Genomic DNA, 24,359 nt, shown 5'->3' with positions numbered 1-24,359 from the left:
TATTAACGAGGCAGGCCGATTCTTGTACTGGCGGTAACGTTGTTATTACCAGCGTCGTTATCAGCAACGACAAAGCGATCGACCGTTTCTTTCATGTCACTGGCCTGCCTGTCGAGCAACTGGCTGGCCGTGGCCGCTTCCGACACCAGCGCCGCATTCTGCTGGGTCACTTGTTCCAGTTGATTCAATGCCAGATGCACCTGATCCACACCCAGCGACTGCTCCCGCGCCGCCGTGGCAATATCGCTGACAAAATCACGCACCTGAGACGTACTGGCCATGATCTGTTTCATGGTCTCACTGCTGCGAGCAACCAGCGTCACACCGGCATGCACCTGCTCAATGCTGGCTGAGATCAAATCCCGGATACGCTGTGATTCACTCGCACTACGCTGGGCCAGATTGCGCACTTCCGTCGCTACCACGGCAAATCCACGCCCTTGCTCACCCGCTCTGGCCGCTTCTACCGACGCGTTCAGCGCCAGCAAGTTGGTCTGAAACGCGATAGCGTCAATGGCGGCGGTGATTTGCGACATCTGTTCACTGGATTTCCGGATTTGCGCCATCGCATCACTGGCCTGCATGGTAACGAGATCGGCGGCGCTGATCTGCGCTTCCATCGTCGTCATCAGACCGGACGCCTGACCGGCGTAATCCGCCGTCTGCTTCACAGCAATGGCTATCTGTTCCATGCTGCTGGCGGTTTCCACCAACGAGGCCGCCTGTTCGTCCGTTCGCTGCGCCAAATCCTGATTACCCTGAGCGATTTCGGTACTGGCGCGCTCCACCAGTTGTGCGCCCTGCTTAATGGTGCTCACCACCATCTCGATGTTTTCCAACGACCGATTGTAGGCCTGATTCAATTGCGACAGCTCATCTTTACCCGGCACATCCAAACGACAGGTCAGATCGTTACCCATTTCATCAATGGTTTTCAGTGTGGAGGTCAACTGCTGGTACACGTTGCGCGCCACCAGCACCGCCAGTAATAGCGCCAACACCACGGCCGCCACCGCACCGCCAAGATAACCATAACCGCTTATCCGTGCCTGAGATTCCAGCCGGTTCGCCCAGTTCAGCAATTCAGCGGAAGCGGCGTCCTCCACCACTTTTAATCGATCGATACGTTGGGTTTGCTGGCTAAACCACTCGTTAGCATCAATACCGAATCCGCCGGTAGCGGCTTTAGCAAAGGCAGTATCACGCATTTTTAGCGCGGTTTGCGCAGCCGCATCGCTTAGCGAACTCTGCAATTGCTGCCTGAGCGCAGGTTCAGCGAACTGATTAAACGCAGTGGTGTAAGCATTCTCCATACCGACTAACTGGCTGAAACGCTCGTATTGCCCCGGAGCAAAGTGATCCACGGCAAACACTTCAGACAACAATGCTCGCATGATGCCAGCCTGCTCTTTGATATTCAGCAGGTTGTAATACGCAGCGAGCCGGCTAACCAGCCCCCCTTCGGTAACCTGATGGCTCATGTCGCCGACCAACGCGATAAGGTCACTGACGCTGGCGGTATACCACCCGACAACTTGCGCAGTGGGGAGGGATAAACCATCAACCTGAGAACGCAGTGAGGATAATGTTTGCAAGCGCTCCTGCAGGCGGCTTAGCCGCTGTGCAATATCACCAGCAGAGTCGGATAACACCAGCGCAGACCGGCTTTCCCACAACGCCGCCAGTGCTTTATCCGTTTCGCCTCGCTGCTCGCGTAACGGGTCGGCAAATTTCTGCCCTTTACTGCCAATATAGCCTGAACTCATACCGCGCTCGCGTTGCAGGGCGTGTGCCGCATTGCCCGCTCGCTGCGCCAGTGTCAGTAACTGGGCAAACTGCACCATATCCTGCTCAGTATGCCGGCGTTCCAGTGCGCCGTTAGTGGCGAACCACAACAGCGCAATCAGTAATGGCGTCAGCGCCATCGCAAACTTGTAACGGATAGACAGCGAGGATAAACGCAGCATAAATGCCCCCTGAATGGCCCTTAAAAAACACCAGAGATAATCAACCGACTGATACTCACTTCATCGTCAATCATTGTGGAAACTTGATTTACATTAAAGGGGAACTGTTTGACAAAAAACAAAAAAATCAGCAATACCGAGTTCTTATGGTTCCATCCCCTGCCACACCGCATTGAAAAACCCAACAACAGTTTAAAGCGATTAACATATTTTGGCGTTCGGCAGGCTAACACAGGGTGACAGCCCGTCACAGCGAGAAACGCCACCACTACTCCCTCCTGGGGATGAAAAATACCCCTTATGAGGTAGTCGCATGACTGATCTTGTTACCCTGCGGTAACAAGATGCAGAGATAAATACCGTGCTATCACAATTAATCGACACACAACGCCTGACAGTCTGCAGCGCTTCTGCCAAAATAGGCGCATTCCCCCCGTAGTGAAAATGATGGATTTTCTGTACATGGTTGCAAAAATTATTGATGGTAAAACGATTGCGCAGCAGGTGAAGGACGAAGTCGCCGTGCGCGTGAAACAACGACTGGCTGAAGGTAAACGCGCACCGGGGTTGGCCGTCGTGCTGGTAGGTGATAACCCTGCCTCGCAGATTTACGTCGCCAGCAAGCGCAAAGTGTGTGAGGAAGTGGGCTTTGTTTCCCGTTCCTACGACTTGCCTGCCACCACCACCGAACCGGAACTGCTGGCGCTGATCGACGAACTGAATGCCGATACCGCCATTGATGGCATTCTGGTGCAGTTACCGTTACCGGCGGGCATTGACAACACCAAGGTGATTGAACGGATTGCCGCCGACAAAGATGTGGATGGCTTCCACCCTTATAACGTCGGCCGGCTGTGCCAGCGCGCGCCGTTGCTGCGCCCTTGTACGCCACGCGGTATCGTCACGCTGCTGGAACGTTATGACATCAATATGTTCGGCCTGAACGCCGTGGTAGTCGGCGCGTCCAACATCGTCGGTCGCCCGATGAGCATGGAGCTGCTGCTGGCGGGATGTACCACCACCGTCACCCACCGTTTTACCAAAGATTTACGTCACCACGTTGAACACGCTGATCTACTGGTCGTCGCAGTCGGTAAACCGGGCTTTATTCCGGGCGAGTGGATCAAACCGGGCGCTATCGTTATTGATGTCGGCATTAACCGACTGGAAAATGGCAAAGTCGTGGGCGATGTGAAGTATGATGAGGCCGCTGAGCGCGCTGCGTATATCACCCCGGTACCAGGTGGTGTCGGGCCGATGACCGTTGCCACGCTCATCCAGAACACCTTGCAGGCTTGCGAGGAATACCACGACACTCCGGCACAGGCATAACCCCCATGAACGTATTCCATCTGGATAAACACCCGCACGTAGAACTGTGCGATTTGCTGAAACTACAAGGCTGGAGCGAAAGCGGTGCCGCCGCCAAGCTGGCGATTGCCGCTGGTGAAGTGACCGTCGATGGTCAGACCGAAACCCGCAAACGCTGCAAAATCGTTGCCGGTCAGGTGGTTCAGTTTGGCAAAGAGTCGGTGACCGTGCAGGCGTAATCGCCCGTTTTCATGTTCACCAGAAACCGTAAAGGCCCGCAAGTCGGGCCTTTACTTTAGCTGTTACTTTAGCTGTTACTTTAGCTGTACGCTGTCGCGATTATTTACGCCGCCAGGATTATTTACGCCGCCAAATAGTGCCTTGCGGACCGTCTTCCAGCACGATACCCATTTCCGTCAGCCGATTACGCGCCGCGTCTGCCAGCGCCCAATCTTTAGACTGACGAGCATCGTTACGCTGTTTGATCAGCACTTCGATCTCTTGTACTTCACTGTCATCCGCCTGCGCACTGCTTTGCAGGAATAATTCCGGGTCGTGTTCCAGTAAGCCCAGCACACCGGCCAACTGGCGCAGCGCTGATGCCAGACCATTGGCTGCCGCGACATCATCTGCTTTCAGACGATTGACCTCGCGGGCCATATCGAACAACACCGAATAGGCTTCTGGCGTGTTGAAGTCGTCATCCATCGCGTCGCGGAAACGGTGCTCGAACGCCTCGCCACCTGCCGCAGGTACCGATGCATCGGTGCCACGCAGTGCCGTGTACAGTCGCTCCAGCGACGCACGCGCCTGCTTTAAGTTTTCTTCCGTGTAGTTCAACTGACTGCGGTAATGACCAGAAATCAGGAAATAGCGAATAGTTTCAGCGTCATAGTGAGACAACACATCGCGAACGGTAAAGAAATTATTCAGCGACTTGGACATTTTCTCCCGGTCTACCATGACCATGCCGGAGTGCATCCAGTAATTGACATAATCGCCACCGTGCGCGCAGGTAGACTGGGCAATCTCGTTTTCATGGTGCGGGAACATCAGATCAGAGCCACCGCCATGAATGTCGAAATGCTCACCCAGTTGCTTGCAGTTCATCGCCGAACACTCAATATGCCAGCCGGGACGACCATTGCCCCACGGCGACGGCCAGCTTGGCTCGCCCGCCTTGGACATTTTCCACAACACGAAATCCATCGGGTTGCGTTTCACTTCGGTGATTTCCACCCGCGCACCAGCCTTGAGCTGCTCCAGATCCTGGCGGGACAACACGCCATAGCCCGGTGCGGTATCCACGGAAAACATCACGTCGCCATTATCCGCCACGTAGGCATGACGACGAGCGATCAATTTTTCAACCAGCTCAATGATTTCCGCAATGTAATGCGTCGCACGAGGCTCTTCATCCGGGGAGAGGATGTTCAGCGCGCGAAAATCGGTATGCATCTCGTCGATCATACGGTTGGTGAGTTGCTCGATGGTTTCACCATTTTCCGTCGCTCGCCGAATAATTTTGTCGTCAATATCGGTGATATTGCGAACGTATTTAACGTCATACCCCAGATAACGCAGGTAACGCGCCACCACGTCAAACGCCACGAAAGTACGCCCATGACCGATGTGACACAGGTCGTAAACGGTTATCCCGCACACATACATGCCAACTTTGCCAGCGTGAATGGGTTTGAATTCCTCTTTTTGACGACTCAGGGTATTAAAAATCTTTAGCATCAGGGCATTCCATGGTGTTCGCAGGAGATGTATATCGTTGTCTGCGGTACGCGTAATAAAGTCAGTTTTTATCCGGTTTTCGGACGTAGCTGCGTATTGAAACCTGAACCCTGCCCTATTGCAAGCGGGCGTACCTAATATTCATCCTTCCCCGCCATTTCACATTTTGTTCAGGCTAAAACGCATAAACCCGGCGATATCGCCGGGTTTATCAACAATCACGTGCAACCAAATTGGCCAGCGATATAACGCTTAACGCAAGCGCGGGTTACTCATCACGGAATACTTACCGCTGCCCAGCAGCGCAATCGCGATACCGGCAAAGAAGTAGACCGCAACGCCTTCGGCTCCCCAGGCACCGGTTTCTTCCAGCATGAACAGTGCTTCTGGTTCCGCCAGCAGCAAGGCAACAACCATCGTGAAGGAGAAAATCAGCGCGGCAGGACGTGTAAAAATGCCGAGGATCATCAGGATCGGCGTCACCACTTCGCCCATGAATACACCGTAGGCGATAAAGCCCGGCAGGCCGTGAGCCGCCAGCATTCCCTGAATGGGACCGACACCTCCGAGCAGCTTATGAACGCCGTGGAACAGCATCAAAATACTGAATGACAGTCGCAAAACCAGCTTACCGAAATCCGGGTTATCTAATAGCTGATTAATCCGGTCTACCATGATTTACCTACCTGTATGATTATTGAGTGAGCAATGTGTTAACGAGCGTGACTATCAACCACAACAAGAATAAGTTTAGAAAGTAAAAAAACCCATCAAAATGATACTGGTTATTGATCTGGCACAATAAAAATGTATTTCAAATTAATTCACTTAAATTTACTTATATTAATGAATTTATTTGAAATAGAATTCAACGCACGCTGCTCATTGTGCCGCCCACCACGCCCTGTGCTGACTCAGCTATTCACTTATGTTATAAGAGCGCTCTTGGCGGCTTGGCGCCTCGGTGAATATCTCTCATTATTCTGTGTATTATGGCTAAGTAAGGTTCATCTATGATTACGTTTCATACCAACCACGGCGATATCGTCATCAATACCTTCCCGGAAAAAGCGCCGGTTACCGTGGAAAACTTCCTGAACTACTGCCGCAGCGGTTTTTACAACAACACGATTTTTCACCGTGTGATCAACGGCTTCATGATCCAGGGTGGTGGTTTCGAACCCGGCATGAGCCAGAAAAGTACCAATGCGCCGATCAAAAACGAAGCGAACAACGGTCTGGCCAACAATCGTGGCACGCTGGCCATGGCCCGTACCAACGATCCGCATTCAGCAACCGCACAGTTCTTTATTAACGTCGTAGACAACGACTTCCTGAACTTCAAGTCTGAAACTGTGAATGGCTGGGGTTACTGTGTATTCGCCGAAGTGGCAGAAGGCATGGATGTGGTTGACAAGATCAAAGCCGTCTCTACCGGCCGCAGCGGTATGCATCAGGACGTACCGAAAGAAGACGTGATCGTCACCAGCGTAACCGTTAGCGAGTAACGCCCGCGGTATGTCGACGCTGTTTATTAGCGATCTGCATCTTAGCGAACAGGAACCGGCGATTACCGCCGGTTTTCTGCGTTTTCTGCAAGAAGAAGCCCCCAACGCCGACGCACTCTACATCCTGGGCGACCTGTTCGACGCCTGGATTGGCGACGACGACCCTGCCCCGTTGCACAAGACCGTCGCACAGGCGCTAAAGTCACTGACAGACAGCGGCGTGACTTGCTATTTCGCACACGGCAACCGCGACTTTCTACTAGGCGGTCGTTTCGCCCACCAGAGCGGTCTGCAATTGCTCGCCGCAGAAACCGTGCTTGACCTCTATGGCCGACGCACCCTGTTATTGCACGGCGATACCCTGTGTACCGACGATCACGCCTACCAAAATTTTCGCCGCAAAGTGCATAACCCGCTTATCCAGCGGCTTTTCCTGTGGTTGCCCCTGTCTTTTCGCCTGCGCATCGCGGCACGTATGCGCGCGGCCAGCCAGCGAGCCAACCAGCATAAATCCATGATGATCATGGACGTCAATGCGGATGAAGTGATTAACCGCCTGCACGACCATCACGCCACCCTGATGATCCACGGGCATACACACCGTCCGGCTATCCACGTTATCGATCAAGGCAGTGTAAAGGCTGAACGCGCGGTATTGGGTGCCTGGCATCAGGAAGGATCGTGGCTCCAGGTGACGCCGGATGACGTTCGTCTGATCTCGTTTCCATTGTAACGCCCCGTTTACACTGATTTTCACAGCTAACGGCCCATTTCATCGCCACGCAACCGTTTTCCTCCCTTCTGGCTCATGGTATGCTCTACGCCCTCGCGGCCTGTGGCTCCGGTTTCAGGTCGCTGTTGCATCGTGCCATGACCGTATCACTCATGTTCACTGTCATTGCACGTCATCAACATGAATCACCACCGCCATGCAAACCACAGGAGCATTACAGGCATGTCATCCAACGCTGCCCCGGCGAAAATCGCTATTGTCATGGGTTCAAAGAGTGACTGGGCTACCATGCAGTTTGCTGCAGAGATCCTCACCACACTGAATCTGCCTTATCACGTTGAAGTGGTCTCCGCGCACCGCACGCCAGACAAACTGTTCAGCTTCGCCGAACAGGCAGACCAGAATGGCTTTGACGTTATTATCGCTGGCGCGGGCGGCGCTGCTCACCTGCCGGGAATGCTGGCAGCCAAAACGCTGGTGCCGGTGCTGGGTGTTCCAGTTCAGAGCGCGGCGCTAAGCGGTGTGGACAGTCTTTACTCTATTGTGCAGATGCCGCGCGGCATTCCTGTCGGCACTCTGGCTATCGGCAAAGCGGGCGCGGCCAACGCAGCCCTGCTGGCAGCACAGATTCTGGCGCGTCACGATAGCGCACTGGCAACCCGTCTGGCGGCCTGGCGTCAGGCGCAAACCGACGAGGTACTGAACCATCCGGATCCGAGGGAAGAGGCATGAAACCGGTTTGCGTACTGGGTAACGGCCAGTTAGGCCGTATGCTGCGTCAGGCTGGCGAGCCGCTTGGCATCGCTGTCTATCCTGTTGGGCTGGATGCAGAGCCGGAATCCGTTCCGGTGCAACACAGTGTTATCACCGCTGAAATCGAACGATGGCCGGAAACAGCGCTGACCCGCCAACTGGCGCAGCACGCCGCCTTCGTTAACCGTGACATCTTCCCGCGGCTGGCGGATCGCTACACCCAAAAGCAACTGCTGGATGAGCTGGGTCTGGCCACCGCCCCCTGGCAACTGCTGGCTTCAGCGCAAGAATGGCCGACTGTCTTCGCCTCATTGGGCGAACTGGCGATTGTCAAACGCCGCGTCGGTGGCTATGACGGTCGTGGTCAGTGGCGTATCCGCAGCGGCGAAGAACACAGCCTGCCGGATGAATGCTACGGTGAGTGTATTGTCGAACAAGGTATCGCCTTTTCTGGCGAAGTCTCGCTGGTTGGCGCTCGCAGCGCGACAGGTGAATGCGTATTTTACCCACTGACCCACAATCTGCACGAAGACGGTATTTTGCGTACCAGTGTCGCGCTGCCGACCCCACAGCCCCACCTGCAGCAGCAGGCGGAACAGATGCTGTCAGCTATTATGCATCGTCTCGGTTACGTGGGCGTGATGGCCATGGAGTGTTTTGTGGTAGACGATCGCCTGCTGATCAACGAGCTAGCCCCACGGGTGCATAATAGCGGCCACTGGACGCAAAACGGTGCATCCATCAGCCAGTTCGAACTGCATCTGCGCGCGATCCTTGAGTTGCCACTCCCCGCTCCGGTGGTTGCCAGCCCAGCGGTGATGGTCAATCTGATCGGCACTGATGTGAATATCGACTGGCTGGCGTTGCCACTGGTACATCTGCACTGGTATGAAAAAGAGGTACGTCCGGGTCGCAAAGTCGGACACCTGAACCTCTCTCATCCCGATAATGTGCTGTTGAGCCAGACACTACAGGCATTAGCGCCCCTGCTGCCGGAGGCTTATCACTCCGGGCTGGCGTGGGCACAACACCGGTTAGTCGGTTAAGCACATATACGTATTACGGGTCAGCGGTGCATGCAAGTCAGCCATGACCCGCTGATACCCGTCGTTTATGCTTTACGTTGCAGGCAGGCTAAATGCTCTGCGACTCGAATGATTCAGGGTGTATCATCGCCCGGTACGATTTTTACGTGACATTATGATGATTGGGTTTATTATCTTCAGCGCGAATAAAATAAATACCTTGTGTCGGCTATTTATTTCACTCACGGACTTCCAGAATAAGAAATATTTCCGCTTTATTATTCACCAATTCAAACCAATTAACGCATCAAAAAAGATACCTCCCAAAATAAATTATTTAACGCATCAATCCTGATATTTTATTTTTGAATAATTGGGGTTAAAATAATTGACCTTTATTCATTTGTGTGATCGCCTCACTATTATTTCATCCTGGTCAGGATATAGAATGCGCCCACAATAAAAGGTTACCCCGATTCACATGATGTCTCGTGTGACACCTGCGAATTACCCCTGTATTGGCCTGTAGCCGGTACGGCATTTTTTATACTCTGTGTTCACCAAGGAGAAACTCGCATGAGCACAATTCAAGACAGCAGTCAGGTACTGGAGAACGCTTCAGGCTGGCGTAAAAGCGATACCGTCTGGATGCTGGGCCTGTACGGCACGGCCATCGGCGCGGGCGTGCTGTTTTTGCCCATCAATGCCGGTATTGGCGGATTGATTCCGTTGATTATCATGGCAATTATTGCTTTTCCGATGACCTATTTTTCTCACCGCGCGTTATGCCGTTTTGTATTATCCGGTAAAAAAGGTGGTGAAGATATTACCGAAGTCGTAGAAGAACATTTTGGTACTGGCGCGGGAAAATTAATCACCCTGCTTTATTTCTTCGCTATTTATCCAATCCTGCTGGTTTATAGCGTCGCCATTACCAATACGGTTGACAGCTTTATTACTCACCAGTTGCATTTACCGTCTCCGCCACGAGCGATTCTGTCTCTGATATTGATTCTGGGACTGATGTTTATCGTCCGCTTCGGCGAAGCGATGATCGTGAAAGCGATGAGCGTGCTGGTTTATCCGTTTGTCGCCGTATTAATGATGCTGGCGCTGTATTTAGTTCCACACTGGAATACAACGGTTTTCCATAATATTTCCCTGACCAACAGCACCACAGGTAATGGCCTGCTGGCAACGCTGTGGCTGGCGATTCCGGTCATGGTGTTTTCTTTCAACCACTCGCCGATTATTTCCTCTTTTGCGGTAGCCAAACGCCGTGAATATGGTGATAACGCCGAGAGAAAATGCGCCCGTATCCTGGCTTGCAGCCACATTATGATGGTGCTGACCGTAATGTTCTTCGTATTCAGTTGCGTACTGGCACTCTCTCCATCTGACCTGATGGAAGCGAAAACACAGAACATTTCGATCCTGTCCTATCTGGCTAACCACTTTAATAACCCGGTTATGGGCTATCTGGCACCGGTTATCGCCACTATCGCCATTTCCAAATCGTTCCTGGGTCACTACCTGGGTGCAGGCGAAGGCCTGAACGGCATGATGACAAAAATGCTGCGCAGCCGCGGTAAGACGGTTTCAACCGCCAAACTGAACCGCATCACTGCACTGTTCATGCTGGTCACCACCTGGCTGGTCGCCACACTGAACCCGAGCATTCTGGGTATGATTGAAACCATGGGTGGCCCGGTTATCGCCTGCCTGCTGTTCCTGATGCCGATGTATGCTATCCGCAAAGTACCGGCTATGCGTCAGTACAGCGGCGCGTTGAGCAATGTGTTCGTCACCCTGCTGGGCCTGATCGCCATCACCGCCATTGTTTACACCCTGTTCGAGTAATTCCTCTGTCCCTCCCGACGCAGGCCGTGCTGCTGCCTGCGTCAGCTGAAAGGAACCCCCTATGGTCAGCGTATTTGATATTTTCAAAATTGGTATCGGCCCTTCCAGTTCGCATACCGTTGGCCCGATGAAAGCTGGCAACATGTTCACCGACGATCTGGTCAACCTGTCTCTGATTTCATCGGTTGACGCCATTATCGTTGATGTTTATGGCTCGCTGGCTCTGACCGGCAAGGGCCACCACACCGATATCGCCATCATTATGGGACTGGCGGGCAATCTGCCAGACAGCGTGGATATCGACGCGATCCCGGCTTTTATTCAACAAGTACAGCACAGCAGTCGTCTGCCATTGCTCAATGGGCGCTATGAAGTCAACTTCCCGTTGGACAGCGCACTGCGCTTCCAACCGGAGAACCTGCCGCTGCATGAAAACGGCATGACAATCCGTGCGCTCGACGCCAGCAAAAACGTGCTGTACAGCAAAACCTATTACTCGATCGGCGGCGGTTTTGTCGTCGATCAGGAGCACTTCGGCCAGCCAATGACACAGGAAGAACGCGCGCCCTGGCCGTTCTATTCCGCCCGACAACTGCTTCAACATTGTCACGACAATTGCCTGTCGCTGTCAGCGGTCGTGATGAAAAACGAAATCGCCATGCACGGCCGCGATGCGCTGGAAACCTATTTCGCCAGCGTCTGGCAAACCATGCAAAACGCCATTCATCGCGGTATGAATACCGAGGGCGTACTTCCTGGCCCACTGCGCGTGCCACGTCGTGCCTCGGCGTTACACCGTTTATTGTTCACCAACGGGCGCTTCTCCAATGACCCGATGGATGCCATGGATTGGGTCAACATGTTCGCAATGGCGGTATCGGAAGAGAACGCCGCAGGTGGTCGGGTAGTCACGGCACCGACCAATGGTGCTTGCGGCATTATTCCTGCGGTGTTGGCCTACTACGACCGCTTCATTCAGCCGGTAACACCGGACACGTACCTGCGCTATTTCCTGGCTGCCGGGGCCATCGGCATTCTGTTTAAAATGAATGCGTCGATTTCCGGCGCGGAAGTCGGTTGTCAGGGCGAGGTGGGTGTTGCCTGTTCGATGGCGGCAGCCGGTCTGGCTGAACTGCTGGGTGCCAACCCGGAACAGGTGTGCATCGCGGCAGAAATCGGTATGGAACACAATCTTGGGCTGACCTGCGACCCGGTTGCTGGCCAGGTTCAGGTACCTTGCATCGAGCGTAACGCCATTGCGTCCGTTAAAGCGATCAACGCTGCCCGTATGGCGATTCGTCGCTCCAGCGAGCCCCGTGTTTCGCTGGATAAAGTGATTGAAACCATGTACGAAACCGGCAAAGACATGAACGCCAAATACCGCGAGACATCCCGCGGTGGCCTGGCGATTAAAGTGGTGCAATGTGAATAAACGCGTGGTGCGCCTGAGCGCGCACCTCGTTAACAATTGATCTCATAAGCAATTGATCTCATAAACAATTAGCCTCACTAGCAATCATCAGCATCACTAGCAACAACCTTTACTCACACCAGTCGCCAACAGCAGTTCCCGCAACATAACGCGCGGATACTCCCAGGGAACAATAACCCACCGGGCTGATGCCACTCCATCAGCCCGGTGTATTTTTAGTCATGCTGTATTTTTAGTCATGCTATATGTTGAGTGACGCGGTATTGTCAATCACCGCGTAGTCGAGTGTCACGGATGTAGCCGAGTATCACGGATGTTGGGCATCGCGCACGTTAAGCACCATGCACATCGGGTAACGGTATGCTATCAGGACGGTTTTTTCTCGTTGTCCGGCCAGGACCAGATCAGGTTGTTTTCTGCGGCGGACACATACCAGTCAAGCGCACTGGCGACCGGTTTCGGCATGGACTCCGCTGCAGCGACAGGGGCGGGTGTATCAGTGTTTTTCTTGCGAATACGCAGCGGCGCACGAGACTGCCCGCCATTTAAGCGCGCATTGAAGTTCTCCACTTCGGTATCAAACAGCACGCCTTCCAGTTGATGCAGACGGTTCAACCCACGCAGGATCGCCAGCAGGCTGCTCAGGGTAATGGATTCCCCCATCTCCGCACGTTTGATGGTCGCAATGCCAAGCCCGGCGCGCTCAGCCAGATCCACCTGGGATAACCGCTGCTGAATACGTGCGTCTTTTATACGTCGACACAGCTCGGTGATGATGTCACCTTCGCTCATGGTACTGAATCTCATAATGCCGCTATCTGCCCCCACGCTAAATTGCGCGCAGTTTATCATCACTCGAAGCAATAACAGCGATGAGCGAACAACTAAACATCAGTTTCTCGATACAGGTCAATTTTTCATAAGAAAAAACGATGGAATCGACAACGCATATCGGGCACGCGGCGTCCACACCGCGTGTGATGAAAATGACTACCCAAAACGACCGGTAATATAGTCTTCGGTACGGCGCTCGGCCGGTGCGGTAAACAGCGAGTCGGTTTCGTTGTACTCGATCAGGCGGCCATGATGAATAAATGCCGTGTAATCAGAGACTCTCGCGGCTTGCTGCATGTTATGCGTCACCAGCACCAGCGTGAAACGGCGCTTGAGCGCACCAATCAGTTCTTCGATCACCAATGTCGAGATAGGATCGAGCGCCGATGTCGGCTCATCCAGCAATAGTACTTCCGGTTCGATGGCGATAGCACGGGCGATCACCAGCCGCTGTTGCTGACCACTGGACAGCGTGAGTGCATTGTCGCCGAGCCGGTCTTTCACCTCATGCCATAATGCCGCTGCCCGCAAGGCGCTTTCCACCGACTCATCCAACAGACGTCGGTCTTTCACCCCCTGCAAGCGCAGGCCGTAAATCACGTTTTCATAGATGGATTTAGGAAAGGGATTGGGCCGCTGAAAGACCATGCCGACCCGGCGGCGCAATGTCGAGACATCCAGCGACGGATCGTTGATGCACATGCCCTGCAGACGGATGTCGCCGTCGATACGGCAGTTATCCATTAAATCGTTCATGCGGTTAAAACAGCGCAGCAAGGTAGATTTGCCGCAACCTGACGGCCCAATCAGCGCCGTCACACGGTTTTTCGGAATACGCAAAGAAATATCACACAGCGCTTGTTTATCGCCGTAATACAAATTCAGCCCGTCGACCGACAGCGCGGTTTGTTCATCGGTTAACCGGTGGACGTCCATCACGGGGAGTCGCTCCAGTGGTTTAGGCATACCCATCACTATTCTCCGGCCACTTAGAGTGACATCGCTCGGTATTTTTCACGCAACACATGGCGAATGCCAATTGCCGCCAGATTCAACGCCACCACAATCAACACCAGCAGTAACGCGGTGGTATACACTAATGGGCGAGCCGCTTCCACATCCGGGCTCTGAAACGCCAGATCATAAATCTGGAACCCCAGGTGCATAAATTTCCGCTCCAGATGCAGATAGGGAAAGAGACTGTCCACCGGCAGTACCGGTACCGATTTTACCACCCCGACTAGCATCAGCGGCGCGGTTTCTCCTGCGGCTCGCGCCACCGCCAGAATCAACCCGGTCATCATCGCCGGTACCGCCATCGGCAGCACCACACGCCACAGGGTTTCCGCCCGGGTCGCCCCCAACGCCAGCGAGCCATGACGCACCGATAACGGAATGCGTGACAGCCCCTCTTCCGTAGACACAATCACCACCGGCAACGTTAGCAGCGCCAGCGTCAGCGATGCCCACAGCAACCCCGGAGTACCGAAGGTCGGGTTCGGCAGTGACTCAGCGTAAAACAGACGATCCAACGTGCCGCCCACCAAATAAACAAAAAAGCCCAGTCCAAACACACCGTAGACGATGGATGGCACCCCGGCCAGATTCGCCACGGCCACCCGCACCCAGCGGGTCAGGCTGGTGTTATCAGCGTATTCATGCAGATAAACCGCCGCAATCACCCCTAGCGGCATCACAATTACCGACATCAAGATAACCAACAACACCGTGCCGAAAATGGCTGGGAACAGCTGACCGGGGCTACTGTCGTCAGGTTCAAACCGGGTTAACAGGCTCCCTATTACCTGCAGCGTCTGGTGCGCCTTTTCACTGAAGGTCATCGCATTGGGGTACCACGCCCGCTCAATCATTTTGATCGGGATGGTATGCACTTGCCCCTGCGCATCGCGTAGCAACACCGCCGTGCGGTTGATATCGGCATTGAACGCCAGCAGTTGTTGATTAAGAGCACTGAAATGACGCTCCAGCGCGGTTCGCTCAGCACCCAAGCGTGCCTGTGCTTGCTCATTCAGGCGGTTTTCCCGCCGCAGTTTTTCTTCCTGCAACCGTAGTGCGTCAAACTGCTGGTTCACCCGGCTCATCTCACCCAGGCGCAGCGTCTGAGCGTGCGTCATCAATTGGTGTACCTGCACAATCCGCTGCTGCAGTGTTGATGCCAGGTTGTCGGACACCAATGGCTGCCCGTCTTCCGTCATACCATCAAGATAGCCATACGCCATACCGTTGGTGGTGCGTCGCACCGCCAGCACATCAGCGGGCAGGCTGGCATGGGTCACCGAGGTGGACAGCAGTGTCTGGAAACTCTGGCCGTAAGACTCTCGCCACCCGGTTTTAAGCAGATAGCGCGTAGCACCTGATGCGGGAGCATTGATGACCCCGGCATTCACCAGTTGCTGGTGAGTCAGCGGTTGCTCATTATAGCGCTCGCCAATCAACTGAAGTGGAGTGCCCTGTGCATCGTGCAGGCTAAACGACCACACCGGTTGCGGCCACAGGTAGCGCGCGCTCTGCCCGACCAGCAGCGCGAACACCGCAACGATGGCAATCAGGCTGAACGTTATCGCAGACGCCGTGAGCCATACCCAGGGTGTTCCGGTGCGAAACCAACGCATCATGACAGTTCTCCCTCGTCGCGGTAGCGGCGACGTAAACGCTGACGAATGATCTCTGCCAGCGAATTCACCACAAAGGTAAAGAGAAACAGCACCAACGCGGCTAAAAAAAGCACCCGATAGTGCGCGCTGGACATTGCCGCTTCCGGCATTTCAATCGCGATATTCGCCGCCAGCGATCGCAACCCCTGAAACAAGCTGTTGTCCATTACCGGCGTATTGCCGGTCGCCATCAGCACGATCATGGTTTCTCCTACCGCACGGCCAAAACTCAGCATCAGGGCAGCAAAAATGCCGGAACTGGCTGATGGCAGCACCACCCGCCACAAGGTTTGCCACGCGGTAGCCCCCAGTGCCAGCGACCCCTGACTCAGGCGAGCCGGTACGCTGAACAACGCATCCTCCGCCAGCGAAAAGATCAGCGGGATCAAGGCAAACCCCAGCGCGACACCTGCGACCAGCGTATTGCGCTGGCTGAAGTGATCCCCCATCCATTGCCACAGTGGTTGCCCCAGTAGACATGAATCGAGCCACGGCCCCAACCCGCACGCCAGCGCCAGCATCAGCAACATCGCCGGTATCAACAGTAAGGCATCCCACCCGGCCGATACGCCGCGTCGCCAGCGGGCGGGCAACTGTTCGAGCAACCACCCACTCCCTAACACCGCCACACCCCATAGCAACGGCAGCAACAGGATGGCGGTCAGGTACGTCGCCATACGGGGGGCCAGCCACAACGCGGCAATCAGCCCAATCACCACCGTCGGCAACGCGCCCATGATTTCCATGGCAGGTTTGATCCAACGCCGTAGCGTCGGCGTCATGAAACAGGCGGTATAAATCGCGGCTGCCAGCGCCAGTGGTGCCGCGAACAACATGGCATAAAGCGCCGCCTTGAACGTGCCGCTCAGTAACGGGACCAGACTGAATTTAGCCTGATAACTGTCGTCGGCGGCGGTCGGTTGCCAGACATAATCCGGTTCCGGATAGTTTTCATACCAGAGCTTTTGCCACAGCCCTCGCCAGCCAATATCGGGATACGGATTATCAAGTTGGTACGGTCGCCAGTCCGTGTCCGTTTCCAGCAACAGTGCTCGCCCACGCGGGGAAAACGCCGCGATTCGGGCCTGTGGTGCCAGTAACGCGCTCATCAGTTCGCCGGATTGCTTACTGGCAAACAACGAGAAATGCCCTTGCGGGTCAAGAGTGGCAAAAACGCGGCGGCGCGGCTCAACTATCAGATTCAGTTGCCGTCCATCGGTAGGGAAAATACGAATTTCACTCAAATGAGGTCCGGTTGCCGTTGGGGTATCGAACCATTGACTCACACGCCCATCAGCGGATTTGATCAGCAACGAATGTCCGCCAGCCAGCAGCGATAACGACAGTGGTGCCGTTCCCGGTAAGGTGACCGTTTCACGGGCGGTAAGCACTTGCTCACGCAGTTGCCATACCGTCAGGCGGTTGCCACTCAAGGCATAGATCTGCTGACCATCCGGCGATAACAGCAGTTGTTGCACAGGTTCGTCGGGTTGAACCTGCGACACCGGTTGCAAGTCCGCGAGCGTCAACATGTCGACTGGCGGGGTATTGAGCGATAGCGCATAAAACTGCAAACGGTTCTCTGCGTCAATCAACGCCATCAACAACATATCGTCTGACTCAGCAATCACCAGTTGCCGCAACGGTTGAGTCGCTCCAGCCAGGCGAAGCGAATGCTCACCCAGCGGGTATCGCCACTGCGGTATACCGGCACTGGACAACGGTAAGTCAGGACGAAGCACTCTCAGTGCCCCGTCAGCCTGCCCCAGCACCAGTAGTGGGCGCTCACCGGTACTCATCGCCGACACGGTAACCGACGACGCTACTGACACACTGGTATTGACCTGCCCACGCGCAAGATCGATAAACTCGCCGTTTCCCGCCGCATCAACCCGAAAAGCCCAGCGGCCACTATCATTAATGCCAAGCGCCAGCGTCGGGTCATGGCTATCGACAGCCACAGGCTCCAACGGGCGAATTGACGCAGACGAAAACAGCGGGATCACCACATATAGCAGATAAAGAAAGATCGTCAGTAACGCCAGCAGTACCAGCCATCCGCTGCCCACCACAATCCGGCGCGTCAGCCGGTCGATGAACGCCCGCTGCCTGTCCCGATACGCTAAATTGCCTGAGTCTGCCATCTGTCGCCGTTGTTCCTGCCGTGTCGAAAATCTGACCATCTTCTTGCATTGAGAAGAGGAAATGAAATATCCCGTCGCAGACGGGGTAACATATGTTGCCTTTACACCTGTAATATGACAATGGTAAGTCGATACGCGCATTCGCTTTTATCGTCATTTGCGCGCCATAATGAACGTGGATAGTAGCTGCACTTAAGTAAAAATAGTGTAACGGAGCGACAATGAGTCAGGACAAACTCTACATAGAAAAAGAGTTGAGTTGGTTATCCTTTAATGAACGTGTGTTGCAGGAAGCCTCGGACAAAACCAATCCACTGATTGAACGGATGCGATTCCTGGGTATCTATTCCAGCAATCTGGACGAGTTCTACAAAGTTCGTTTTGCTGACCTGAAGCGCCGCATCCTGATCAATGAAGAGCAAGGCTCCGATGGCGAACTGCGCCAATTACTCGGCAAAATCCAGGCCCGGGTACTGAAAACCGACCAACAGTTTGACAATCTGTACAACGAGTTGCTGCTGGAGATGGCCCGTAACCAGATCTTTTTGGTTAACGAGCGTCAGGTCTCTTCCAATCAGCAAATCTGGCTGCGCGAGTATTTCCGCCAGAACCTGCGTCCACACATCACGCCGATTTTGATTCTGCCGGAAACCAATCTGGTCGAATTCCTGAAAGACGATTACACCTATCTGGCGGTAGAAATCATTCGCGGCGAAAAAACCGACTATGCGCTGCTGGAAATCCCGTCTGACAAGGTGCCCCGCTTTGTCGACCTGCCGCCAGAAGCGCCACATCGTCGCAAGACCATGATTCTCATCGACAACATCTTGCGTTACTGTCTGGATGATATTTTCCGTGGCTTTTTCGATTTCGACGCGCTAAACGCCTACTCCATGAAAATGACCCGTGACGCCGAATACGATCTGGTCACGGAAATGGAGTCAAGCCTGCTGGAATTGATGTCTTCCAGCCTCAAACAGCGCCTGACTGCCAAACCGGTACGGTTCGTTTACCAACGTGATATGCCAGATGCGATGGTGGAATGTCTGCTGCATAAACTGGGGATCTCCTCTTACGATTCGGTGATCCCTGGCGGGCGTTATCACAACTTTAAAGATTTTATCGGCTTTCCGAATATCGGCCGCGCCAATCTGGTCAACAAACCGCTGCCACGTCTGCGCCATCACTGGTTCAGCCAGTTCCGCAATGGGTTTGATGCCATTCGTCACCGCGATGTTCTGCTCTACTACCCGTACCACACCTTTGAGCATGTGCTGGAGTTACTGCGCCAGGCGTCTTTCGACCCAAGCGTACTCTCGATTCGCATCAATATTTACCGTGTGGCGAAAGACTCGCGTATCATCAATTCCATGATCCACGCCGCCCACAACGGGAAGAAAGTCACGGTGGTGGTGGAATTGCAGGCACGCTTTGATGAAGAAGCCAATATTCACTGGGCCAAACGGCTGACAGAAGCGGGCGTTCACGTTATTTTCTCCGTGCCGGGGCTTAAGATCCACGCCAAGTTGTTCCTTATCTCTCGTAAAGAAGGGGATAACATCGTGCGTTATGCGCATATCGGTACCGGTAACTTCAACGAGAAAACTGCTCGCCTGTATACCGACTATTCGTTGCTGACCGCCGATGAGCGCATCACCAACGAAGTGCGCCGGGTGTTCAATTTCATTGAAAACCCATACCGCCCGGTCAGTTTCCACCATCTGCTGGTGTCGCCGCAAAATTCCCGTGACCGTCTGTATCAGATGGTCGATCAGGAAATAGCCAACGCACAGGCCGGACTGGAAGCGAAAATCACGTTGAAAGTCAATAATCTGGTGGATAAAGGGCTGGTGGACAGGCTGTATGCCGCCTCTGGCGCTGGCGTAAAAATCAACCTGCTGGTTCGTGGCATGTGCTCACTGATTCCAGAACTCCCCGGGATCAGCGATAATATTCGGGTTATTAGTCTCCTTGACCGCTACCTGGAACACGATCGCGTCTATGTATTCCATAACGGTGGCGACCACAAGGTATTCCTGTCATCTGCTGACTGGATGACTCGTAATATTGATTACCGTATCGAAGTCGCGGTGGAAGTGCTTGACGACAGGCTGAAGGAACGGGTGCTGAACATACTGGATATCTTGTTCAGCGATACGGTAAAAGCCCGTGTGGTAGACAAGGAGCTGAGCAATCGCTACGTCACCCGCGGTAACAGGCGCAAAGTGCGCGCCCAGACTGCCATCTATGACTATATCAAGGCGCTCGAGCAACCCGGAGAACAGGCCTGATCCAATGCCTTTAATGAACCACACTACCGAACAACCTCAGGAATTCGCGGCTATCGACCTGGGCTCCAACAGTTTCCATATGGTAATAGCCCGCGTCGTTAATGGCGCGCTACAAGTATTGAGCCGCCTGAAGCAACGCGTACACCTGGCTGACGGGCTGGACAGTCAAAACCAGCTTAGCGAGGAGTCCATTCAGCGCGGGCTAAGCTGTCTGGCGCTGTTTGCTGAACGGCTACAGGGTTTTCCCGCCACTAACGTGTCGATTGTCGGTACCCATGCGCTACGCCAGGCGGCCAACGCGCAGGATTTTCTGCGGCGCGCTGCCAAAATCATCCCCTACCCGATTGAAATTATTGCCGGTAATGAAGAGGCACGTCTGATCTTCATGGGGGTAGAACACACCCAACCGGAAAAAGGCCGCAAGCTGGTTATCGATATCGGCGGTGGTTCTACCGAGCTGGTCATCGGCGAGGACTTCGAGCCGATGCTGGTGGAAAGCCGTCGTATGGGGTGCGTGAGTTTCGCCCAACAATTTTTCCCCAACGGAGAAATCAGCGAAGCCAACTTCAAGCGCGCCCGACTCGCCGCGGCCCAGAAGCTGGAAACACTGGCGTGGGAATACCGTATCTATGGCTGGGATTACGCCCTTGGCGCATCCGGCACCATCAAAGCCACCTGTGAAATTCTGGTGGCGATGGGAGAAAAAGACGGTCTTATCACCCCAGAGCGCCTGGAAATGCTGCGTGAACGCATCCTGCAGTTTAAAAACTTCCGGGCGCTCAGCCTGCCCGGCCTGACTGAGGATCGCCAAACCGTGCTGGTGCCGGGCTTAGCGATTCTGTGTGGTGTGTTTGACGCACTCGCTATCCGGGAATTGCGTTTGTCAGACGGTGCCTTACGCGAAGGGGTTCTCTATGAAATGGAGGGTCGCTTCCGCCATCAGGATATCCGTATTCGCACCGCGCAAAGCCTCGCCAGCCATTACAACATTGACCGGGAACAGGCGAAGCGTGTGCGGGAAACCGCCGAACAGCTTTATACGCAATGGGCACAGCAGAACCCGTCACTGGTACACCCGCAACTGGGAGCACTGCTGAAATGGTCGGCGATGCTGCATGAGGTTGGCCTCGGCATCAATCACAGTGGTATGCACCGCCATTCTGCCTATATTTTGCAAAACACCAATCTGCCCGGTTTCAATCAGGAACAGCAGCAACTGCTGGCATTGATGGTGCGGTTACATCGCAAGGCAGTGAAGCTGGAAGAATTGCCGCGCTTTAATCTGTTCAAGAAGAAGCACTATCTGCCGATGGTGCAACTGTTGCGTCTGGCTACGTTGTTAAACAACCAGCGTCAGGCGACCACCACGCCGAAAACGCTGCGCCTTATTGCCAGCGAAACCGCATGGACGCTGATCTTCCCACAGGGGTTCTTCAACCAGAACACGCTGGTTCAGCTGGATCTGGAACGAGAACAACAGTACTGGGACGACGTTAGCGGCTGGAAACTGTACATCGAAGAAGAACCGGTCTAATGGCTTTTCAGGCCGGCAGCCGCTGTGTTGTCCGGCCTGACATGATCAAATCCGCTTTTTCTGTGATAATGTTCGCATTATTGCCGCCAATCGCACATCTGACACCCCTTTCACCGCGCTTTTTATCTCACTCACGTTGACCGTATCGCCAGCTTGTGCCTAAATAAAATACAGCGAATGTTCGCTATAACAGGGAAACCGAAAATCAATGACAACACTAACCCATAAACGACGCATTGCCCTTCGTCAGCGACGACGATCCGGTACGCGCATCGCTCGTACTATACTTATGATTAGTTTTATTATTCTGCTTGGTCGTTTTGCCTATTCCGCCGTCGGTGCCTTTTTCCACCACCAGAACATACAGCAACAACGTGTCACACAGCCTGTTGCCCCTACCGTCACCTCAACAGTCGTGACACCCCAACGCGAATAGCATCTTACTGCTGCCGTTGATGCCTGATGTATTATTCGTGAAATTGCGCCTGGTGCTGTGGCATCACGTGGTTGTGCCATTTTATGCACCTGTCTACGCTTTTCGTCTGCGCATTTCAGTCCATACTCAATGCACATCTCAATATTGATGAGAGAACGCTGACGAGAAAGAGGTACCACTATGGCCAGCGGCTGGTCTAATGATGGAGCGGTTCAGGATCAAATTGACGCCACAGTAGATGACGCCATCGCCCATGCCCGTAGTCTGCTACATCAGGGTGACAGCGCGCACTATTGTGAAGAATGTGGTGATGCTATCCCACAGGCTCGTCGTCAGGCACTGCCAGGTGTTCGCCTCTGCGTGCAATGTCAGGAAAAGAGAGATAAAAAACACGCCCTTAACAGCGGTTATAACCGGCGGGGCAGTAAAGACAGTCAGCTACGCTAAATAATACGGGCATGACGCCGACACGACATCTTCCTGACTAACATCACGCCCCACCCAAAGCCTTACAACCTTATTCCCAATGATTCCCCATTCACCGCACGACCAGCACCGATGTCTGGGCGTGGCGAACGATTGCTGCGGCGTTTGACCCCAGCAGGTAGGTTTTCACATTCGGGCGCCGCGAACCAATCACAATCAGGTCCGCTTCAATCTCCTGAGCCAGCTCCAGCACTTCATCACGCGGGATACCAAAACTGATGCTGTGAGACAGTTTGTCCGCGGGCAGGTCGATGGTTTTCAACAGCGCATGCAGTTTTTCATCCGCTTTGATCACCGCTTCATTCTCAAACTCTTTGATGCCAAACGAATAAGCCGACATAAACGCCGAGGCGTCAGGCAACGCATAGAATAAGTGAACGGTCGCGCCAGATTGCCTGGCCAGTTCCACCGCGTGCGACAATGCCTTTTGCGTCAACGTTTCTTCATCAATATCCACGGGTACTAAAATGGTCTTGTACATCATCACGTCCTTAAGTCAGCCATCGCTATACTCAAAGCGTAGCCCCGTTTGCCGCGGTGCGACATCGTTTTTCAGGTATTTGTGAAGCGAGGCCAGGTTTAGCGCTGATAAGGCAATCTGATACAACCACAAGCGAATACAACGGGTTATCTGGCAACCTTGCCTGCCTGCGGTAACGGGAGTAGTCTTGCCCGAGTTCAGCCCCTGACCCACAGACTGCAAGCATGACAACTCTTGATGCGCTGTTCTTACGGCTATCACGCTCTCGTTTCCGCCAGCGTTTTCATCTGGGTGCCAAAGAGCGCGACTACTGCTTTAGCAAAGGCAAAGAGCAAATTGCGGCTCATGCCGCCGATTTTATCGCCCGGAGACTGGCACCGGCAGAACCGGCCAACGACGGTAAACAGACCCCAATGCGCGGTCATCCGGTGTTTATTGCTCAGCACGCCACCGCGACCTGCTGCCGGGGCTGTCTGGAGAAATGGCATCAGATAAGCCCACACCGCCCGCTCACTGATGACGAACAGCGCTACATTGTTGATGTCATTCTACGCTGGCTTGAAAACGACCTACTGCACCATACGCCTTAACGTTGTGCCTGCCACGCCTGCAAAATCACCGCGGTGTCCTTCACCAGCAAGGTATTACCGGGGATGATGAAGTCGCGCCAGACATCGTTATGCTGGTCGATAAGTTGTGCTGCACTCACTGCCCGTCTGTCCGCCGTGGTGTGGGCATCACCGGCCACCGTTTGCGCATAACCACGGCTGGCGGCATTTTTAATGGTGGCATCAACACAATAGTCCGTCGCACAGCCGCATAGCGTAAAGTGCTTCACCTGAAGACGGTCCAGAATCTGCGCCAGTTCGGTACGGTAAAACGCATCACAGGCTGTTTTCGTCACCGATATGGCATTGGCAGGCTGATGTAGTGAAGGCAGCACCTGCCATGCTTCGCTGCCGGGTAGCATGTCGGCGTCCGTATGTTGGATAAAAATGGTCTGATCCGCGGCGTCAATCAACTGATTGATACGCTCAGTCACACTCTCCTGCTGATAGCGCGGCGTAGCGAACACCCCATTTTGCATATCGACAACGATTAACACCTGCATGTCTACCCCCGAAAACCATAGCGCAAAACGCTATC

Annotated in this window: 22 protein-coding genes; 12 read left to right on the top strand and 10 right to left on the bottom strand. The window is 54.0% G+C overall.

Translation table 11 applies throughout. From position 1 onward, the window contains the following. Nucleotides 1-2: 2 nt before the first annotated feature. Entirely contained in the window at nucleotides 3-1,967 is a 1,965-nt protein-coding gene (locus LF929_RS05935) for a methyl-accepting chemotaxis protein (RefSeq protein WP_226092708.1), read from the bottom strand. A gap of 462 nt (nucleotides 1,968-2,429) precedes the next feature. Here LF929_RS05935 and folD point away from each other — a divergent pair, with 462 nt between their 5' ends. Together folD and ybcJ are read left to right on the top strand one after the other, a co-directional pair. Continuing rightward, complete coding sequence (gene folD / locus LF929_RS05930; RefSeq protein WP_020477073.1) at nucleotides 2,430-3,299, top strand: bifunctional methylenetetrahydrofolate dehydrogenase/methenyltetrahydrofolate cyclohydrolase FolD; 870 nt, start codon at nucleotides 2,430-2,432, stop codon at nucleotides 3,297-3,299. A 5-nt stretch (nucleotides 3,300-3,304) separates the two neighbouring features. Then, entirely contained in the window at nucleotides 3,305-3,517 is a 213-nt protein-coding gene (gene ybcJ / locus LF929_RS05925; protein WP_038908659.1) for a ribosome-associated protein YbcJ, read from the top strand. A 118-nt stretch (nucleotides 3,518-3,635) separates the two neighbouring features. Here the strand turns inward: ybcJ and cysS are convergent, their stop codons facing one another. Further along, nucleotides 3,636-5,021 (bottom strand): cysteine--tRNA ligase, encoded by a 1,386-nt coding sequence (cysS, locus tag LF929_RS05920; RefSeq protein ID WP_210174110.1) that lies wholly within the window; start codon nucleotides 5,019-5,021, stop codon nucleotides 3,636-3,638. 252 nt (nucleotides 5,022-5,273) lie between these two features. Then, a complete protein-coding gene (locus tag LF929_RS05915) occupies nucleotides 5,274-5,696 on the bottom strand; it encodes a DoxX family protein (RefSeq protein ID WP_226092707.1) in 423 nt (140 codons plus the stop codon). 338 nt (nucleotides 5,697-6,034) lie between these two features. Here LF929_RS05915 and ppiB point away from each other — a divergent pair, with 338 nt between their 5' ends. The 6 genes from ppiB (at nucleotide 6,035) to LF929_RS05885 (ending at nucleotide 12,332) form a co-directional block, all read left to right on the top strand. Further along, nucleotides 6,035-6,529: a peptidylprolyl isomerase B gene (gene ppiB / locus LF929_RS05910; protein ID WP_012885612.1), complete on the top strand. Its 495-nt coding sequence runs from the start codon at nucleotides 6,035-6,037 to the stop codon at nucleotides 6,527-6,529. Between the two features lie 10 nt (nucleotides 6,530-6,539). Beyond that, nucleotides 6,540-7,262, top strand: coding sequence for a UDP-2,3-diacylglucosamine diphosphatase (lpxH, locus tag LF929_RS05905; protein WP_226092706.1), 723 nt, complete (start codon nucleotides 6,540-6,542; stop codon nucleotides 7,260-7,262). A 222-nt stretch (nucleotides 7,263-7,484) separates the two neighbouring features. Then, complete coding sequence (purE, locus tag LF929_RS05900) at nucleotides 7,485-7,994, top strand: 5-(carboxyamino)imidazole ribonucleotide mutase (protein ID WP_016943358.1); 510 nt, start codon at nucleotides 7,485-7,487, stop codon at nucleotides 7,992-7,994. Continuing rightward, nucleotides 7,991-9,061: a 5-(carboxyamino)imidazole ribonucleotide synthase gene (purK, locus tag LF929_RS05895; protein ID WP_210176667.1), complete on the top strand. Its 1,071-nt coding sequence runs from the start codon at nucleotides 7,991-7,993 to the stop codon at nucleotides 9,059-9,061. Before purE ends, purK begins: the two co-directional genes overlap by 4 nt. A 555-nt stretch (nucleotides 9,062-9,616) precedes the next feature. Beyond that, nucleotides 9,617-10,900 carry an HAAAP family serine/threonine permease gene (locus LF929_RS05890; RefSeq protein ID WP_226092705.1) on the top strand — a complete coding sequence of 428 codons (1,284 nt, stop codon included), beginning with the start codon at nucleotides 9,617-9,619 and terminating at the stop codon, nucleotides 10,898-10,900. 61 nt (nucleotides 10,901-10,961) lie between these two features. Then, the gene (locus LF929_RS05885) at nucleotides 10,962-12,332 is read left to right on the top strand and encodes an L-serine ammonia-lyase (protein ID WP_019844914.1); all 1,371 of its coding nucleotides are present in this window, start codon (nucleotides 10,962-10,964) and stop codon (nucleotides 12,330-12,332) included. A 366-nt stretch (nucleotides 12,333-12,698) separates the two neighbouring features. Here LF929_RS05885 and LF929_RS05880 read toward each other — a convergent pair whose 3' ends face one another. The 4 genes from LF929_RS05880 to LF929_RS05865 form a co-directional block, all read right to left on the bottom strand. Beyond that, a complete protein-coding gene (locus LF929_RS05880; RefSeq protein WP_016943354.1) occupies nucleotides 12,699-13,139 on the bottom strand; it encodes a helix-turn-helix domain-containing protein in 441 nt (146 codons plus the stop codon). Between the two features lie 183 nt (nucleotides 13,140-13,322). Beyond that, nucleotides 13,323-14,138 carry a phosphate ABC transporter ATP-binding protein PstB gene (gene pstB, locus LF929_RS05875; protein ID WP_038908666.1) on the bottom strand — a complete coding sequence of 272 codons (816 nt, stop codon included), beginning with the start codon at nucleotides 14,136-14,138 and terminating at the stop codon, nucleotides 13,323-13,325. Between the two features lie 17 nt (nucleotides 14,139-14,155). After that, complete coding sequence (pstA, locus tag LF929_RS05870; RefSeq protein ID WP_038908667.1) at nucleotides 14,156-15,802, bottom strand: phosphate ABC transporter permease PstA; 1,647 nt, start codon at nucleotides 15,800-15,802, stop codon at nucleotides 14,156-14,158. Beyond that, the gene (locus LF929_RS05865; RefSeq protein WP_226092704.1) at nucleotides 15,799-17,985 is read right to left on the bottom strand and encodes an ABC transporter permease subunit; all 2,187 of its coding nucleotides are present in this window, start codon (nucleotides 17,983-17,985) and stop codon (nucleotides 15,799-15,801) included. The genes pstA and LF929_RS05865 overlap by 4 nt, the downstream gene beginning before the upstream one ends. A gap of 221 nt (nucleotides 17,986-18,206) precedes the next feature. On the opposite strand from LF929_RS05865, the gene ppk1 reads away from it, so the two are divergent. From ppk1 to LF929_RS05850, 3 genes are all read left to right on the top strand, one after another. Beyond that, nucleotides 18,207-20,276 carry a polyphosphate kinase 1 gene (gene ppk1 / locus LF929_RS05860; RefSeq protein ID WP_019844903.1) on the top strand — a complete coding sequence of 690 codons (2,070 nt, stop codon included), beginning with the start codon at nucleotides 18,207-18,209 and terminating at the stop codon, nucleotides 20,274-20,276. Between the two features lie 4 nt (nucleotides 20,277-20,280). Beyond that, a complete protein-coding gene (gene ppx, locus LF929_RS05855) occupies nucleotides 20,281-21,810 on the top strand; it encodes an exopolyphosphatase (protein ID WP_210174105.1) in 1,530 nt (509 codons plus the stop codon). Between the two features lie 616 nt (nucleotides 21,811-22,426). Further along, complete coding sequence (locus LF929_RS05850; RefSeq protein WP_038905174.1) at nucleotides 22,427-22,693, top strand: DksA/TraR family C4-type zinc finger protein; 267 nt, start codon at nucleotides 22,427-22,429, stop codon at nucleotides 22,691-22,693. Between the two features lie 91 nt (nucleotides 22,694-22,784). On the opposite strand, the gene LF929_RS05845 is transcribed toward LF929_RS05850, so the two are convergent. Both LF929_RS05845 and LF929_RS05840 read right to left on the bottom strand, forming a co-directional pair. Further along, the gene (locus tag LF929_RS05845) at nucleotides 22,785-23,213 is read right to left on the bottom strand and encodes a universal stress protein (protein ID WP_012885626.1); all 429 of its coding nucleotides are present in this window, start codon (nucleotides 23,211-23,213) and stop codon (nucleotides 22,785-22,787) included. A gap of 15 nt (nucleotides 23,214-23,228) precedes the next feature. Further along, complete coding sequence (locus LF929_RS05840; RefSeq protein WP_210174104.1) at nucleotides 23,229-23,435, bottom strand: hypothetical protein; 207 nt, start codon at nucleotides 23,433-23,435, stop codon at nucleotides 23,229-23,231. 2 nt (nucleotides 23,436-23,437) lie between these two features. Between LF929_RS05840 and LF929_RS05835 the strand changes: the two genes are divergently transcribed. Further along, nucleotides 23,438-23,803: a DUF4186 domain-containing protein gene (locus tag LF929_RS05835; protein ID WP_038905175.1), complete on the top strand. Its 366-nt coding sequence runs from the start codon at nucleotides 23,438-23,440 to the stop codon at nucleotides 23,801-23,803. Here LF929_RS05835 and LF929_RS05830 read toward each other — a convergent pair. After that, a complete protein-coding gene (locus tag LF929_RS05830; RefSeq protein WP_210174103.1) occupies nucleotides 23,800-24,324 on the bottom strand; it encodes an isochorismatase family protein in 525 nt (174 codons plus the stop codon). The genes LF929_RS05835 and LF929_RS05830 overlap by 4 nt on opposite strands. Nucleotides 24,325-24,359: the final 35 nt, after the last annotated feature.

The organism is Dickeya oryzae, from assembly GCF_020406815.2.
GTDB classification, from domain to species: Bacteria; Pseudomonadota; Gammaproteobacteria; order Enterobacterales; family Enterobacteriaceae; genus Dickeya; species Dickeya oryzae.
This window is presented reverse-complemented; position numbering and strand designations above follow the sequence as displayed.